The 14,304-nt window shown below is 72.6% G+C and carries 16 protein-coding genes; 6 read left to right on the top strand and 10 right to left on the bottom strand.

The genetic code is table 11. The features are described from left to right. The first annotated feature begins 162 nt into the window (after positions 1-162). The 3 genes from ACZ6S8_RS29445 to ACZ6S8_RS29435 all read left to right on the top strand — a co-directional run bounded on the left by ACZ6S8_RS29445 (position 163) and on the right by ACZ6S8_RS29435 (position 2,109). Complete coding sequence (locus ACZ6S8_RS29445; protein WP_469460443.1) at positions 163-1,008, top strand: helix-turn-helix domain-containing protein; 846 nt, start codon at positions 163-165, stop codon at positions 1,006-1,008. Then, positions 1,005-1,196, top strand: a complete 192-nt coding sequence (locus tag ACZ6S8_RS29440) for a DUF397 domain-containing protein (protein WP_469460442.1) — start codon at positions 1,005-1,007, stop codon at positions 1,194-1,196. Before ACZ6S8_RS29445 ends, ACZ6S8_RS29440 begins: the two co-directional genes overlap by 4 nt. 73 nt (positions 1,197-1,269) lie before the next feature. Further along, positions 1,270-2,109, top strand: coding sequence for a trypsin-like serine peptidase (locus ACZ6S8_RS29435; RefSeq protein ID WP_469460441.1), 840 nt, complete (start codon positions 1,270-1,272; stop codon positions 2,107-2,109). A 33-nt stretch (positions 2,110-2,142) separates the two neighbouring features. Here the strand turns inward: ACZ6S8_RS29435 and ACZ6S8_RS29430 are convergent, their stop codons facing one another. The 5 genes from ACZ6S8_RS29430 to ACZ6S8_RS29410 form a co-directional block, all read right to left on the bottom strand. Further along, positions 2,143-2,583 (bottom strand): NUDIX hydrolase, encoded by a 441-nt coding sequence (locus ACZ6S8_RS29430; RefSeq protein WP_469460440.1) that lies wholly within the window; start codon positions 2,581-2,583, stop codon positions 2,143-2,145. 95 nt (positions 2,584-2,678) lie between these two features. Next, the gene (locus ACZ6S8_RS29425) at positions 2,679-4,073 is read right to left on the bottom strand and encodes an ABC transporter permease (protein WP_469460439.1); all 1,395 of its coding nucleotides are present in this window, start codon (positions 4,071-4,073) and stop codon (positions 2,679-2,681) included. Then, positions 4,070-4,867 (bottom strand): ABC transporter ATP-binding protein, encoded by a 798-nt coding sequence (locus ACZ6S8_RS29420; RefSeq protein WP_469460438.1) that lies wholly within the window; start codon positions 4,865-4,867, stop codon positions 4,070-4,072. Before ACZ6S8_RS29420 ends, ACZ6S8_RS29425 begins: the two co-directional genes overlap by 4 nt. 5 nt (positions 4,868-4,872) lie before the next feature. After that, complete coding sequence (locus ACZ6S8_RS29415; RefSeq protein WP_469460437.1) at positions 4,873-5,997, bottom strand: peptidoglycan-binding protein; 1,125 nt, start codon at positions 5,995-5,997, stop codon at positions 4,873-4,875. Then, entirely contained in the window at positions 5,994-6,530 is a 537-nt protein-coding gene (locus ACZ6S8_RS29410) for a hypothetical protein (RefSeq protein ID WP_469460436.1), read from the bottom strand. The genes ACZ6S8_RS29415 and ACZ6S8_RS29410 overlap by 4 nt, the downstream gene beginning before the upstream one ends. 90 nt (positions 6,531-6,620) lie before the next feature. Here ACZ6S8_RS29410 and ACZ6S8_RS29405 point away from each other — a divergent pair, with 90 nt between their 5' ends. The 3 genes from ACZ6S8_RS29405 (at position 6,621) to ACZ6S8_RS29395 (ending at position 9,441) form a co-directional block, all read left to right on the top strand. Next, complete coding sequence (locus ACZ6S8_RS29405) at positions 6,621-7,280, top strand: response regulator transcription factor (protein WP_469460499.1); 660 nt, start codon at positions 6,621-6,623, stop codon at positions 7,278-7,280. 86 nt (positions 7,281-7,366) lie between these two features. Beyond that, entirely contained in the window at positions 7,367-8,611 is a 1,245-nt protein-coding gene (locus tag ACZ6S8_RS29400) for a sensor histidine kinase (RefSeq protein ID WP_469460435.1), read from the top strand. 26 nt (positions 8,612-8,637) lie between these two features. Further along, positions 8,638-9,441: a L,D-transpeptidase family protein gene (locus ACZ6S8_RS29395; RefSeq protein WP_469460434.1), complete on the top strand. Its 804-nt coding sequence runs from the start codon at positions 8,638-8,640 to the stop codon at positions 9,439-9,441. A 988-nt stretch (positions 9,442-10,429) separates the two neighbouring features. Here ACZ6S8_RS29395 and ACZ6S8_RS29390 read toward each other — a convergent pair. The 5 genes from ACZ6S8_RS29390 to ACZ6S8_RS29370 form a co-directional block, all read right to left on the bottom strand. Continuing rightward, positions 10,430-10,591 (bottom strand): hydrophobic protein, encoded by a 162-nt coding sequence (locus ACZ6S8_RS29390; protein ID WP_267726032.1) that lies wholly within the window; start codon positions 10,589-10,591, stop codon positions 10,430-10,432. Between the two features lie 171 nt (positions 10,592-10,762). After that, entirely contained in the window at positions 10,763-11,989 is a 1,227-nt protein-coding gene (locus ACZ6S8_RS29385) for a glycosyltransferase (RefSeq protein WP_469460433.1), read from the bottom strand. Next, the gene (locus tag ACZ6S8_RS29380; protein ID WP_469460432.1) at positions 11,970-13,037 is read right to left on the bottom strand and encodes an alpha/beta fold hydrolase; all 1,068 of its coding nucleotides are present in this window, start codon (positions 13,035-13,037) and stop codon (positions 11,970-11,972) included. Before ACZ6S8_RS29380 ends, ACZ6S8_RS29385 begins: the two co-directional genes overlap by 20 nt. Further along, positions 13,034-13,267 (bottom strand): acyl carrier protein, encoded by a 234-nt coding sequence (locus tag ACZ6S8_RS29375; protein WP_469460431.1) that lies wholly within the window; start codon positions 13,265-13,267, stop codon positions 13,034-13,036. Before ACZ6S8_RS29375 ends, ACZ6S8_RS29380 begins: the two co-directional genes overlap by 4 nt. Positions 13,268-13,300: 33 nt before the next feature. Further along, positions 13,301-14,293 carry a 3-oxoacyl-ACP synthase III family protein gene (locus tag ACZ6S8_RS29370; protein WP_469460430.1) on the bottom strand — a complete coding sequence of 331 codons (993 nt, stop codon included), beginning with the start codon at positions 14,291-14,293 and terminating at the stop codon, positions 13,301-13,303. Positions 14,294-14,304 lie beyond the last annotated feature (11 nt).

The following is a 14,304-nucleotide window of genomic DNA, read 5'->3' as shown; positions in this document are numbered from 1 at the left end:
CCCGCTGTCGAGAGTCGGCTGATCGTGCGTGGATCCGGCGGCTTGTGACGCCTTTTGACCAACGGCCTCGTACAGGTCGTTCTGTACGACCCCGGCTCCTGGACTGGCAGGGGCGCGCCCCCGAACATGGCGCTGAGGCGCGCAAGCCGAAGGTGTCAGGGGGTGGAGTACGTGAACGACGGCGACTTCGAGTCCGAAGAGTCAGACGACTCGAACGGCGCCCTGAGGGGCTTCGCCGAGGTCGCGAGGGCCTTCCGCAGGAGGGCGGGCCTGACTCAGGAAGAGCTGGCTCCGCTCATCGGCTATTCCGCCCAGTACGTCGGCTCGGTGGAGCAGGCCCGCAGGTATCCGAGCGACCGGTTCGTGGAACAGCTGGAACTGCACCTCGACTGCTTCGGCGTGGTGCGGGGCGCCGCGAAACACTTGACGAAGCCGAAACGTGTGGCCTCATGGTTCAAGAAGTGGGCACTGCTCGAGCCGTCGGCGCTCAGCCTCTATACCTACGAGTGCCGGATGGTGCCGGGTCTGCTGCAGGGGGAGGCGTACGCGCGGGGCACGTTCGCCGAGCGGGTCCCGCCACTGGAAGACGAACGGGTGACGGCCCAGGTCGCGGGCAGGACGGAGCGTCAGCAGATCCTGCGCACCCTCCCCCACTCCTCCTTCAGTTTCGTCATCGAGGAATCGGTATTCGATCGGAAGTTCGGCGGGGACGGGGCGGTCCGTGAACAGATCGACCACATTCTTTCGGTGGTCCGGCTGCGCAACGTGACCGTCCAGATCATGCCGAGGACCCAGACCGAGCATGCCGGCTTGGCAGGCCCCATCTGTCTCCTTGAGACGCCCGACCACCAGTGGCTCGGCTATAGCGAAGGACAGCGGACCGGCACGCTGATCTCGGATGCCAAAGAGGTCAGCATCCTCCAGCAGCGGTATGCCAAACTGCGCTCACAGGCCCTCAACCCGGCCGATTCCCGTGGCCTGTTGGAGCAACTGCGAGGGGCGTTATGAGCAACCCGGATCTGCGCTGGTTCAAGAGCAGCCACAGCAGCAATGACGGTGACAACTGCGTCGAAGTGGCCACCTGTGCCGAGACCGTCCACGTACGGGATTCCAAGGTGGCGGCGGGGCCCGAGCTGGCAGTGGCCCCCGGGGCCTGGACGCGTTTCCTGAGCGGGGTCGCGTCGCGGAGGGCTTGAGTGGCCGGCCTTGCACCGGGTGGGGGGTGCGGGGCATGCTTCGCCGGGGCAAAGGGGAGTGATCATCGTGCCGGTGGACAAGCGGTCCGTGGTGACGGCGGTGTTGTGTGCCGTGGCGGCGTTGGGCGCCTCCGCGGCCGTGGCCGAGCTGGTGCCGCCGCCCGAGGGCGTCGCTCCCGTACGGGCGAAGGCCGCGCCGACCGCGACCCCCGGCGAACCGTCGCGATCGCAAGTGGCGAAGCCGCAGCTCTCGGCCCCGCCGGCGACGACGCTGCCGCCCGCCGTGGTGCCGAAGCCGGGCGGGCCCGCGGCGTTCACCGGGGCGCTGTTCACCAAGGGCCTGGACGGCGACCACTTCTGCACCGCAACCGTCGTGCAGAGCCCCGGCCGCAACCTCCTCGTCACCGCCGGGCACTGCCTGCTCGACGGGGAGCAGGGTGAGGGCGGCGCCGTCTTCGCACCCGCGTACGCGAACGGCGTCGCGCCGTACGGCACGTGGAAGCTGGAGCGGGTCTTCGAGGACGACCGCTGGGCGCAGGGCACCGACGACGACTACGACCTCGCCTTCGCCCGCCTCGCCCCCGACGACCGGGGCCGGAACATCGAGGACGTGACCGGCGCCGCGCCGCTGGACACCAGCGGCCGGGCCGGCGAGGAGGTCACCGTCACCGGCTACCCCGCCGACCGCAAGGTGCCCCGTACCTGCACGGCGGTCGCGGTCCGCGAGAGCGCCACCGAGCAGCGCTTCGACTGCGCGGACTTCCCCGGCGGCACCAGCGGCAGCGCCTGGATCGCCCGCGACGGGAAGATCATCGGCATTCTGACGGGCGGGGACACCGACGACGTGTCGACCAGCACCGTCCTCGGTCCGTACGCGGCCGCGCTGTACGCCAAGGCCACCGCCGGCCGTTAGGGGGTGTCGGCGGGAGCCGGGTGCGCGCCCGGTTCAGGCGAGCAGCCCCAGGTGGACCGGCTGTGCGGGGATGTCCGCGAGGAGCTCCGGGAGGCGCGGGGGCCACAGCGGTTCGCCGAGGGCGGCCAGGCGCTCCGGCGAGAGCCACTGCCAGTGGATGCCGGGGGACTCCAGGACCGGTTCGCGCCGCGGGCCGGTGGTGACGTAGATGTGCTCGTGCTGGCGGACCGGGATCCCCTGGTGCGTGAAGTCGTGCTCCCACGTGCACATCAGCCGCCCGGGCGTCAGGTCGGTCCACCCGGTCTCCTCGCGCAACTCCCGCAGCACGCAGTCCTCGGGGCTCTCGCCCGGGTCGATCCCGCCGCCCGGCGGCAGCCAGTGGATGCCGACCTCCACGTTGTTCTCGCGGAAGAGGAACACCGACCCGGAGGGGGAGACGATGACAACGCGCGCGGCGTGGCGGGGAGTTCGCATCAGATCATCGTACGCCGGACCCCCGCGCGGGGGCCCGGCCCGCCGCGGGGCACGGCAAGGGCAGGGGCAAGCACCTGCCCCCGCCCCCGCCGCCCTCAGCCCGCCGCCAGGGCGAGCGTCGGCGAGAGGCGGGCGGCGCGGACCGCGGGGTAGAGCCCGGCCACCGTGCCGATCGCCAGGGTGGCGGCGAAGCCGCCCGTGACCGCCCAGAGGGGGACCACCCAGGGGAGGTCGCCCGCCGCGGCGTACACGGCCGTGGCCGCGCCGCCCAGGGCGATGCCGGCCAGACCGCCCAGTCCGGACAGCAGCAGGGACTCCGTCACGAACTGGATCCGGATCTGCCCCTTCGTGCCGCCCAGGGAGCGGCGCAGGCCGATCTCGTGCCGTCGCTCCAGCACCGAGATGATCATGGTGTTGGCGACACCGACCCCACCCACCAGGAGCGCGATCCCGCCCAGGCCCAGCAGCAGGGTGCTGAACGCGCCCTCCGTCGCCGCCTTCGCCTGGAGGGCCGCCGAGGGGTCGGTGACCTCGACGGCGCTCGGGGTCTGCGGGTTGGCGGTGTGCGGGATGAGACCGCGGACGTCCGCCACCCGCTCGTCGGCGGACCGCTCGTACACCGCCGTCGGATGGCCGTCGAAGCCCAGCAGCTGCTGGGCCGCGTCCCACCCGATCAGGGCGGAGCGCTCGATCTCCGGGGCCAGCGGGATCGGTTCCAGGATGCCGATCACCGTGAAGTACCGGCCGCCGATGAAGACCTGCTGCCCGGGTCCCGTGATGCCGAGCCGGCGCGCGGAGACGTCGCCGAGGACCACCGAGGGGTAGCGGCCGGTGGCGTCGTTGAGCCAGGTGCCGCTGGCCGTCCGGGCCCGAAGGGTGCCGAGGAGGTCGTCCTTGGCCGCCTTCAGCACGATGCCGCCTGTCTCCTCCGCCGGGATGTTCTCGGACCGGCGTACGGACTCCGCCACGTCCCCGGTGGTGCCGACCGACTCGACCCCCCGGATGCGGGAGATCATGCCGGGGGCGTCCTCGGGCAGTTTGGTGTCCTGGCCGGAGAACATGCCCTTGCCGGGCGTCGCGACCAGCATGTTGGTGCCCAGGGCGTCGAGTTCCCGCAGCAGCTTGGCCTGGCTGGACGAGGAGATGCCGACCACCGCGATCATCGTCGCGATGCCGATGGCGATGCCGAGTGCGGACAGGAACACCCGCATGGGGCGCGAGCGCAGGCCGGCCGACCCGACGTGCAGGACGTCCCGGGGGGACAGGCGCGGCGGCGTCAGCCTCCGCGCCCCCGCGACCGCGCCCGTACGGGTGCGGTGACGGCGGCGCGTACGCGCCCCGCCCTCGCCCCGCCCGCCGCCCGACCGGTCCTCCGTACGGGCGGCGTCCGCGCCGCCGTCCGGTTCGCCGTCCGCGCAGCCGTTCGCGCCGCCGTCGGGGTCGCCCCGGCAGTCGGCGCCGTCCGCGTCCCGCGTGCTGCTGCCCGTCATGCCGCCCCCGCCCCGGCCGTGCCCGTGGTGTCCGCGGCCACCCGGCCCAGGGCCACCGTGTCCGCCGGCCCGGGGCTGCGGACGTCCGCCACGACCTCCCCGTCCCGGATGCGCACCTGCCGCGGCAGGCTCGCCGCGATCTCGTGGTCGTGGGTGATGACGGCGATGGTGGCCCCGTCCGCGTTCAGCTCCCGCAGCAGGTCCATCACCGACTCCCCGGACGCGGTGTCCAGCGCGCCGGTCGGCTCGTCGGCCAGCAGCAGGTCCGGTGCGCCCGCCACCGCCCGCGCGATCGCCACGCGCTGCTTCTGCCCGCCGGACAGTTCGTGCGGCCGGTGGTCCATCCGGTCGCCGAGGCCGACCCGCTCCAGGGCCGTCGCCGCCCGGCGCCCGCGCTCGGCCCGCGAGAGCCCGCTGTACAGCAGCCCCTCGGCGACGTTCGCCCGCGCGCTGATGCCCGGTACGAGGTGGAAGGACTGGAAGACGAAGCCGACGTGCCGCGACCGCAGCGCCGACAGCGCGCGGTCCGACAGCGCCGCGACGTCGTACCCGGCGATGGCGACCCGCCCGGCCGTCGGCCGGTCCAGGGTGCCGACGATGTGCAGCAGGGTGGACTTGCCGGACCCGGACGGCCCGACGATGGCGAGCAGTTCGCCGCTCGCGACGGTCAGGTCGACCCCGCGCAGGGCCGCCACCCCGCCCGGATACTCCTTGGTGACCCCGGCCAGCTCGACCACCGGCCGGGCGGGGGCCACCGGGCCGCGGTCGAGCCGGCCGTCGGGGCGTGTCGTCATGGCCGTCACAGTTTCGGCACCCCCACCTGCATGCCCTCCGTGAGGGCGTCGCCGGTCACCTCGACCCGGCCGTTGCCGAACAGGCCCAGCTCCACGCCGACCTCGCGGACCCGGCCGTCCTCGACGACCTGTACGCCGAAGCCGCCGCCCGCCAGGGCGAGCAGCGCGGACACCGGCACCGAGAGGACGCCCTTGCGGGTCTCGCCGGTCAGGCCGACCGACACCGGGGACCGGTCGGGAGCGGTGACGGCGGAGGGGTCGTCGAACACCACGACCACCTCGACCTCCGCCTTCTTTCCGCCGCCCGCGCCACCGCCTCCGCCGCCCGAGCCGCCCGCGCCTCCACCGCCGCCCGAGCCGTCGTCGTCGCCCGCCGTGCTGCCCACCGACTCGACCTTCCCGTTCGCCGCGGCCCCGCCCGGCAGCCGTACGGTCACCTTCTCGCCGGTCTTCGCCGCGCCCGCCTTCCCGGCCTCCATCCGGAACCGGACGACCCGCTCGGTACCGGTCACCGTGAGCACCGGTTTGCCGGGCGCCGCCTCGTCGCCGACCGCCGCGTCCCGCTTGCGGATCCGCTGCGGTCCGGACGCGAACGCGACGTCCTCCTTGGCGACCTCGCCGGTCTCCTTGGCCTTGTGGGCCTTCTGCCACCGCTTGACGGCCGTCGCCGTGCCCTCCGTGAAGGTGCCGTCCGTCGCGTCGAGGCCGGTGCCGTGGCCGAGGGCCTGGAGGTTGCGCTTGAGCTGTTTGACGTCCTCGCCCTTGTCCCCGGTCTTCAGCGGCCGGTACATGGGCGTGGACCCGTACAGCAGCCGCACCGGCCGGCCGCCGACCTCGTACAGCCTCCCGTCGCGCTCGACCGTCGCGCCCTCGTCCGCGATCCACGTCAGGACGCCCGGTCCGCCGGCGTTCAGCCTGCGTTCCTGCGCGTAGCCGAGGGTGCCCTCCGCCTGCACGGCCGCGCCGAGGTCCCCGCGCGTCACCGGGGCCGTGGCCGGCGGCAGACCGGCCTCGCTGTGCTCGCCGCCGCCGCCGTCGTGGCGCGGCTGGGCCATGACCGCGTAGCCGCCGCCGGAGGCCGCGAGCACCGCGGCCAGCGAGGCCAGGAGCCACTTCCCGCGCCTCTTCACGAGCGGGCCGCCTCGCACTTCTTCTGGGCGTCCTCGAACGTCTTCTCCTGTCCCGCGGGTATCTCGATCGCGGACTTCATGCCGCCGTTGTACTCGGGGTCCTTGAGCTGGATGCCGTTCTCGCGCATGCAGCGGACCCACTTCAGCTCCTTGTCCTTCTCCTCCTGGGTGGGCTCCTTGCCCGAGCCGGGGCCGCCCATCCCGCAGGTCTTCATGGCCTCCTGCATCTTCTGCGGGTCCGCGCCGCCGCCCAGCGTCATGCCGCGGGGGTCCTGGCCCGGCTCGGGATCGGGGGCGTCGACGCTGTGCTCGCGCAGGCACTGGCGCAGCTTCACCGCGCGGTCGGCGTCCGCGCCGGACCCGGAGGCGGACGACGACCCGGACGAGGACCCGCCGCCCGAGCCCTTGTCGGAGCCCGCCGCGTCCTTCTTCCCGTCGGACTTCCCGTCGGAGTTCCCGTTCGCGCAGCCGGTGACGGCGAGGGCCAGCCCGGTGATGGCCGCGGCCGTGGTCATGATCAGGGATCGCTTCATGGGCCCGAGCCTGCGCGGGAAGGGGGTTTCGCTTCCCTCTCCGCCCCTGCTTACAACGGCGAAATGTCGATCTCCGGTAAAGAGGACGGCATGCGCGTACTGGTGGTGGAGGACGAGGAATTCCTCCGGGAGATGATCGCCGAGGGGCTGCGCCGCGACGCGCTCGCCGTCGACGAGGCGGGCGACGGCATGGAGGCCCTGCGGCGGCTGCGCCTGGGCGAGTACGACGTCCTCGTCCTGGACCGGGACCTGCCCGGGCTCCACGGCGACGAGGTCTGCCGCCAGGTCGTGCGCGAGCGGCTCCTGACCCGGGTCCTGATGCTGACCGCCTCCGGCACCGTGCGGGAGCGCGTCGAGGGCCTGGGGCTGGGCGCCGACGACTACCTCACCAAACCCTTCGCGTACGACGAGCTCCTCGCCCGCGTCCTGGCCCTCGGCCGGCGCGCCCGCCCCGCCCTGCCACCCGTACTGGAGCAGGCCGGCGTCGCCGTCGACACCGCCCGGCGCAGTGCCACCCGGGACGGGCGCCGGCTCGCCCTGTCCCGCAAGGAGTTCGCCGTACTGGAAGCGCTGCTGCGCGCCGAGGGCGCCGTCGTCGGCAACGACGACCTCATCGAGCAGGTGTGGGAGGACGGCACCAGCTACTCCACCAACGCCGTCCGGGTCACCCTCAGCAAGCTCCGCGCCAAGCTGGGCGAGCCGCCGCTGATCGAGACCGTGTCCGGCGCGGGCTACCGGATCCCCCGGTGAGGCGGCCCGACCCGGTCAGGCGCCCGCGCCCGGTGACGCGCCCTCACCGGGTGACGCGCCCGCACCCCGTGACGCGCCCTCACCCGGTGCGGCGCCCGTCCCGCCTCCTGCCGCGGACCGAGCGCGGCCGCCTCACCGCCCTGTACGGGTCGCTGCTGCTGCTCGCGGGCGGCGGCCTGGTGGCGCTGGTCTACGTCCTGGTCGGCCAGGGCCTGTACTCCAGCGTCACCGGGGTCGTCCGCACGGCGAGCCCCGCCTACCTGGACCTCACCAAGGGCTACCCGGCTGAGCCGGAACGCCCCTGGGTGCCGGCGCAGCGGCTCCCCCCGGGCGCGGCCCCCACCGCCGACCAGCTGAAGAGCTACGCCTTCACGCACGACGTCTCGGACGCCGTCACCGACGCCACGCAGCACCGGCTGCTGGTGTACTCCCTGCTGGCCCTGGCGGTGTTCGCGGTGCTGTCGATCTGGCTCGCCTGGTGGATGGCCGGCCGGGTGCTGCGCCCCGTCGGGGTGATCACCGAGACCGCGCGCCGCCTCTCCGGCGAGAACCTCGACGAACGGATCGCCCTCGACGCGCCGCCCGGCGAGCTCAAGGAACTCGCCGACACCTTCGACGCGATGCTGGGCCGGATGGAGCACCTGGTCTCCGCCCAGCGGCGGTTCGCGGCGAACGCGGCGCACGAACTGCGCACACCGCTGGCGGTGCAGCGGGCGGCCGCCGAGATCGGGCTGGCCGGGGACCCGCCGCCGGAGAAGGTAGCCCGCATCCGGGACCGGCTCATCGGCGTCGCCGAGTCGAGCGAGCACCTCGTCGAGTCGCTGCTGCTCCTCGCGGTGTCGGAGGAGGGTCTGGAGGCCACCGGTCCGGTGGACCTGGCGGAGCTGGCCGCGGCCGAACTGGCGGCCTGCCCGCAGGAGGGCCTGACCGTCGTACCGACCCTCGCGCCGCTGACTGTACGGGGCGACCGGGCCCTGTTGGGCCACCTGGTGCGCAACCTCCTGGCCAATGCGGTGCGTCACAACCGCCCGGACGGCCGGATCGTCCTGGAGGTGTCCGGGGACGGGGAACTGACGGTGTCGAACACGGGCCCGGTGGTGGATCCGGCGGACGTCCCGCGGCTGCTGGAGCCGTTCCGGCGGAGCGCCGAACGACGGCACACCGCAGGTGAGGGGGCCGGACTGGGGCTGTCGATCGTCGCCTCGGTCGCCCGGGCGCACGGGGCCGAACTGGTGGCGCGGGCCAACCCGGAGCCGGAGGGCGGGCTGACGGTCCGCGTCCGGTTCCCCGTGTTCCGCGGGCCACGGGGGGCGGCGGTTCAGCGCCGCTGAAGACCTGCTGCTGTACGGTCGGTTCAATGAGCAAGCACGCCCGGGCCCGCTCCCGCCGACCCCGTACCCCCCGCGCCTCCCGCCGGGTGGTGCTGGCCGCCACCCTCGGCCTGCTGGCCTCCGGGGCCTGCTGGGTCTACCTCGCCCAGGGCCCGGACAAGGCGGCCGCCGCGGCCACCGCCCGTTCGGACGCCCGCCCGCAGTCCGCCGTCCGCGCCGCGCGCGACGCCCAGCGGGACCTCCTCCAGGGCCTGTCCGGCATCAGCGAGGAGACCCGCGACCGCATCCCGGCCGACTCCCGCCAGCTCATCCTGGTCACCGGGAAGGGCCGCGACTCCTCGGAGTCCACGGCAGCCCTGTACACCCGTCCGGCGGCCGGCGCCGACTGGGTCCGGGCCGAGAGCTGGCCGGCCCGCAACGGCGCCAAGGGCTGGTCCACGGAACGCACGTACGGCGATCTGACGTCCCCGCAGGGCGTCTTCGCGCTCACCGACGCGGGCGGTCTGCTGGCCGCCCCGGCCGGCACCCGCCTCCCGTACGACAAGGACGCCTCCTTCGTGGCCTCGGGCCGCGGGGTGAACGGCGAGTCCCTGGCGGGCTCCTTCGACTACGTGGTCGCCATCGACTTCAACCGCACGCCGGGCACCTCGCCGCTGGACCCGTCCAAGCCGGAGGGCGAGGAGAAGGGCGGCAACATCTGGCTCCACGTGGACCACGACGGCCCCTCCCAGGGCTGCGTCGGCATCCCCAAGGACGCCATGAAGAAGGTCCTGGAGACCCTCGACCCGGCGGCGAAGCCGTTCATCGTCATGGGGCCGGAAGGCTTCTGACCGCACCCGGCCCGGCGGAGCACGCCGCCCGGCCCCGGGGCGGCCGCTTTCCGGCGTCTCCCTCCTCCCGCTCCACCCCCACGAGCTCCGGCGCGCCCCCGGGCGGCCGGTGCCTGGTGGTGTTCGTTTTCCTCATGGCATCTCGCCCGAAAATCTATGACGGCCGGAGTAGACATTGGGTGGTGGGGTGGTTATGGTTTCTCTCGTAGCCCAGAGAGACCGCAGGGCCCGGCAGAGACGAACTGCCGGGCAGTGGTAAAGGCAGTACCCGTATGACGGTGCGGTGGTGGAGTGTCGAAGCCAGGTGTGTGCAGGTCGGCGACGGGACTGATCACCGGACCGGGTGGCCCGCAGTCATCAGGGGCGACCGCGAGCAGTTGACGCAGTGGTGCAGTACCCGCAGTTCGCAGTACCCGGCAGTACCTCGGTCCGGGCGTCGAAGGTGGACGTCCGCGCCGGGAGGTCCGGTAGTGGGGTTCCAAGCCAGAGCAGATGCAGGACGGGCGACGGGGCTGGCTGCCGGAGCGCGGTGCACGATCAGGCCGCGAGCAGTACGAGCAGTTCGCATCACCGGCAGTATCGGCAGTATCGGCAGTATCAGCAGTTCCCCGTGGTAAGCAGTTGATCATCCGAGGGATGAACGGAGGGATTGGGCCATCAGGATCGCCCGGACGCGACACGAGGTCCGGGTACCGCAGGACATCGTTGGTGAGGTGGTCTCCGGTCGAGCAACCGCGATCCCCGCACCCCGGCGCAGCTCAGGTCGGGCAGGCGGGCAAGTAGGCCGGCGCAGTACCAAGGCCGGCAGATGGTGTAGCAGTTCCTTCGGGGCCCTGGTGCCATAGGCACCAGGGCCCCTCCGCATGCTCCACGGCACCCGGCGACGGCGGGTTCGGGTACGCGGGCATGCCGGTGGCCTGGACCCCCGATCGGGACGGGGGTCCAGGCCACCGGCATGCAGCGTTCTGGCTGCGGTGTTGTCGTAGGGCTACCAGCGGTACCAGCGGCCGCTGCTGCCCTTGGGGCGGGCGACGAAGCCGACCAGCCACAGGACCAGGACGGCGATGGCGACCCACCAGAGAATCTTCACCGCGAAACCCGCGCCGAAGAGGATCAGTGCCAGCAGAAGAACGAGAAGCAGGGGAACCATAGTTATCAACCTCCGAGGCACCGTGTGCCCGACCCCGCCCCCGCCATGCACGTAGATCTTATGTGTTTCTTATCAGCCCAGGCGGGCACAAGCGTCCACCCGTTCCAGGCATGGTCGGGCTCGGGGGGCCTGCGCCCGAGCTGATCCACGGCTGGCTCTGCCCGCTGCTGGTCATCGGGCCAGTGTGGAGATGTCCTGCACGAGGCGGGAAATGCCGTCCTGCTGTCGTAGCCGGGCTTGGACGCGGCGGGTGTTGTGGCCGTATTCCTCGTTGAGGAGGGTCTGCCGGAGGGAGTGGGTGAGACGGGCGGTGGTGACCTGGCGTACGGGAAGGGAGGTGGGGGACAGGCCGAGCGCGGTGAGCCGGGACGCCCAGAAGGGCTGGTCGCGGCCCACAGGGACGGGGAGGGTGGGCGTTGCTGCTGCGAGGGATGCGTGGGTCGTTCCGGGTCCGGCGTGATGGACAGCGGCGCGCATATGGGGGAAGAGCCAGTCGTGGGGGCATTCCGCGATGGTGAGGAGGTCGTCGGATTCGGCGTGGATCCCGGCCCAGCCGGCCTGAACGACAGCGCGGACCCTCAACTTCTTCGCGGTGTGGACGATGGTGCGGGCTAGGTGTTCGCCGTTGACCTCGTCCATGCTGCCGAAGCCGAAGTAGACCGGGGCGGGACCGCTGTCGAGGAAGTCCTGCAGGCGTGGGTCGGGTGACCAGCCGGGCGGGCGGGCCGGTGGCCAGTGGCCGGTGGTGCTCTGGCTCAGGGGCAGAGTGAAGCCCGGGGGCAGCAGGGCGTCGCTGATGCCGTAGCGGACCGGCTGGTGGCGCAGCGTGCCCACGAGGTCGTGCATCCGCCGCATGCGCATGCCGAGCGTGCGGCGCAGGCAGGACAGGGCCGGTGCGTACATCGGACTCATCAGCAGCCTGACGGTGAGGTCGGCGACGCTGTGCCGTCTCCAGGGCAGTGCGGCCATGAGCCGGGGAATCATCATGGCGTGGCTGACGGTGTAGACGCCGACGCACGGGAGGTGCAGTGCTTCGGCGATGACGGCGGCCAGGGGGTGGAGCAGGGGGTGGGTGAGGAGGATGTCCTGGCCCTCCGCTGCGGTGCCGAGCATGACGGAGGCGGCCTCGGTGCTGATGGCCTGTCCGTTGCGGACGCGTTCGAGCCAGGGTTTGGCCTGGCTCGCCCGTTCTTCGAAGTGGTCGAGCGGGATGGCGCGTACGGCGATGCCGTGGTCGGTGAAGCGTCTGGCGTAGCGGTTGGAGGTGACGACGGTGACGCGGTGGCCGGCGGCCTTGAGCGCGACGGCGATTCCGGTGTACGGGGCGATGTCGCCCGCGGTGCCCCAGGTGGCCACCAGCACCCGTAGGGCCGGGTTGTCAGTGGTTGTCGGGAGCACGGCGCGGCCTCCTGTGGTGGGGGTGATGTGCTGATGCCGCCGGGTCCGGATGGCACGGCCGGGTGGGCGGTGTGGTCGGCGCTGTGGTGATGACCACGGTGTCGGGCGTGGTGAGGGGCCGATGGTGCAGGAAGCGGGTGATGACGTCGGCGAAGTCGGCGTCGCGTTCCATGTGCAGGAGGTGGTCGGCGTTCTTCATGACGATGAACGTGGCGTTGTCGATGGTGGCGGCGACGGCTCGGTTGTCGTCGACGGGTGTGACGGTGTCGTGTTCTCCGGCGCCGACGAGCGCGCGGACGGACCTGATGCCGCCGGGTGGCAGGGGAGTGGTGAGGAGGAGGTGCCCGCGGTCGGCGATGTAGCGGACGAGGGGGTCCTGCGAGGAGGCGGTCAGCTGGGTGAGCATCACGCGGGCGGCGGCGCGGATCATGAGACAGTGCCGGCCTGCCTCTGGGTTGGTCAGAACGCTGACGAGTCGTTCGGCGGCCTCCCGGTGAGCGCCTGGAACCGTGGTCGCCCCGTCGCCGGGAGCTGCTTCCGTTGCCGGCCTGCGGTTGCGGTCGGGCGGCATCAGACCCGTCTCGCGGCGCAGCCCTTCGTGGATGAGTGCGGTCAGGCGGGGCCCCGGGTGCGGTGCGGCGCCGAAAAGCACCAGGTCACTGACGCGGTCGGGGTGCTGTTGTGCCAGGCGGTAGGCGATGGGGAAGCCGGAGGAGACGCCGAGGACGGCGAACTGCTCGATACCCAGGTTGCCGGTTGCGTGGAGGGCGGCGTCGGTGAGGTCGTCCCAGGTGAGGGATTGCGTGCCCGGCAGGGTGCCGGGACTGCGGGCGGGGGGCAGATCGGGGATGACGAGGGGATGGAGGGGCGCGAGGTGGCGTTCCAGGCGCGCCCATGAATGCCGGGTCTGCAGCCCGCCGCTGAGGATCAGCAGGGGCGTCGCCGACGCCGGGCCCTGCGGCATCACTGTGCGGCAGGGGTAGGTGCGGCCTCGCCACCGGACGGGATGGTCGGCCGCGACGGGCGGGGCGTCGGCGGCGCAGGTCATGCTGTGGCCGTTTGGTGCGTTTCGATGAAGTCGGCGAGGTCGGCGATGGTACGGACGCCGGAGAGGTCGGTCTCGGTGACGGCCAGGCCGTGGTCTTCCTCCAGGATCATCGCCAGGACGGCGATGGCCATGGAGTCGACGCCCGCGCCGGTGAGCGTGGCGTCGGGGGTCACAGGCTCCGGAGGCAGACCGGCGTTTACGGTCAGGATGTCGATGACGGTCGTGAGCATGTCGGGCACGATCAGGGTTCTCCCGTTGGACGGTCAGGTTCGCGGGTCGAGGTTCTCCGGCCAGACGCAGGTGGTCGCGGCCCAGGAGAGACCGCTGCCGAAGGCCACCAGGACCGCGCGCTGGCCCGGCTTGAGCGTTCCCTCGGCGGCGGCGTGGACGAGCAGCAGGGGGATCGAGGCGGCTGCGGTGTTCCCGACCGTCTCGATGTTGGAGGGCATCCGGGCGGCGGGGAAGGCGAGGGCTGCGGCTACGGCGTGGGTGATCGCCGCGTTCGCCTGGTGGGTGAGGAGCACGTCGACATCGTCGAGGGTCCAGCCCGCGGCACTGACAGCCTGGCGTACCGCGTTGCTCATGCGGCGCACGGCGTGGCGCAGGACCTCGCTGCCGCGCAGGTGCAGGAAGAGTTCATCGCCCGTGACGTCGGGGGTGCGGCGGCGGGCACCGCCCGCGGGGATGGCGATGATGTCGGCCCGGGTGCCGTCGCTGCCCCACACCCCCGGTCCGAAAGTGGGTGCCTCCGCGGGGCGGGCCGCGCGCAGGACGACGGCGCCGGCGCCGTCGCCGAAGATGGGCGCGGTGTCGGGATCAGCGGGGTTGACCATCGCGGAGGCCGTCTCGGCGGCGATGACCAGGACGCTGCGCGTGCTCCCGCCGGCGATCAGACCACGGGCGAGTTCGCAGGCGTACAGGAAACCGGAACAGCCGGCGTTGATGTCGAACGCGGGAATCCCGGTCATGCCGAGTTCGCTGGCGACCTCGGGGGCCCCGGCAGGGCAGAGACGGTCGGGTGTCGTCGTCGCCACGATGAGCGCGTCCACCGCCGGCATGCCGCTGCTGAGCAGGGCGTGTCGCCCTGCCTGAGTGGCGAGGTGGACAGTCGCACTGCCCGGCGCGACCCGGTGGCGACTGGCGACGCCGATGCGGCGCCGGACGAAGGCGGCGGTGGCGGGGGCCATCATCTGCTCGTTGTCCACGACGGTCGGGGGCAGCCAGCCTCCCAGACCGCACAAGACCGTCTTGGTCACGCGCTCTCCTC

The organism is Streptomyces sp. NPDC048461, from assembly GCF_055587105.1.
Note: the sequence above shows the minus strand (reverse complement) of the source record. Positions and strands in the feature narration are given on the sequence as shown.

What these genes read in the sequence shown, in the direction of transcription:
- ACZ6S8_RS29425 (WP_469460439.1), bottom strand. Translation starts at nt 4,073, where the DNA reads ATGACGGGCAGCAGCACGCGGGACGCGGACGGCGCCGACTGCCGGGGC.
- ACZ6S8_RS29380 (WP_469460432.1), bottom strand. Translation starts at nt 13,037, where the DNA reads ATGACCTGCGCCGCCGACGCCCCGCCCGTCGCGGCCGACCATCCCGTC.
- ACZ6S8_RS29390 (WP_267726032.1), bottom strand. Translation starts at nt 10,591, where the DNA reads ATGGTTCCCCTGCTTCTCGTTCTTCTGCTGGCACTGATCCTCTTCGGC.
- ACZ6S8_RS29395 (WP_469460434.1), top strand. Translation starts at nt 8,638, where the DNA reads ATGAGCAAGCACGCCCGGGCCCGCTCCCGCCGACCCCGTACCCCCCGC.
- ACZ6S8_RS29410 (WP_469460436.1), bottom strand. Translation starts at nt 6,530, where the DNA reads ATGAAGCGATCCCTGATCATGACCACGGCCGCGGCCATCACCGGGCTG.
- ACZ6S8_RS29405 (WP_469460499.1), top strand. Translation starts at nt 6,621, where the DNA reads ATGCGCGTACTGGTGGTGGAGGACGAGGAATTCCTCCGGGAGATGATC.
- ACZ6S8_RS29440 (WP_469460442.1), top strand. Translation starts at nt 1,005, where the DNA reads ATGAGCAACCCGGATCTGCGCTGGTTCAAGAGCAGCCACAGCAGCAAT.
- ACZ6S8_RS29430 (WP_469460440.1), bottom strand. Translation starts at nt 2,583, where the DNA reads ATGCGAACTCCCCGCCACGCCGCGCGCGTTGTCATCGTCTCCCCCTCC.
- ACZ6S8_RS29375 (WP_469460431.1), bottom strand. Translation starts at nt 13,267, where the DNA reads ATGCTCACGACCGTCATCGACATCCTGACCGTAAACGCCGGTCTGCCT.
- ACZ6S8_RS29420 (WP_469460438.1), bottom strand. Translation starts at nt 4,867, where the DNA reads ATGACGACACGCCCCGACGGCCGGCTCGACCGCGGCCCGGTGGCCCCC.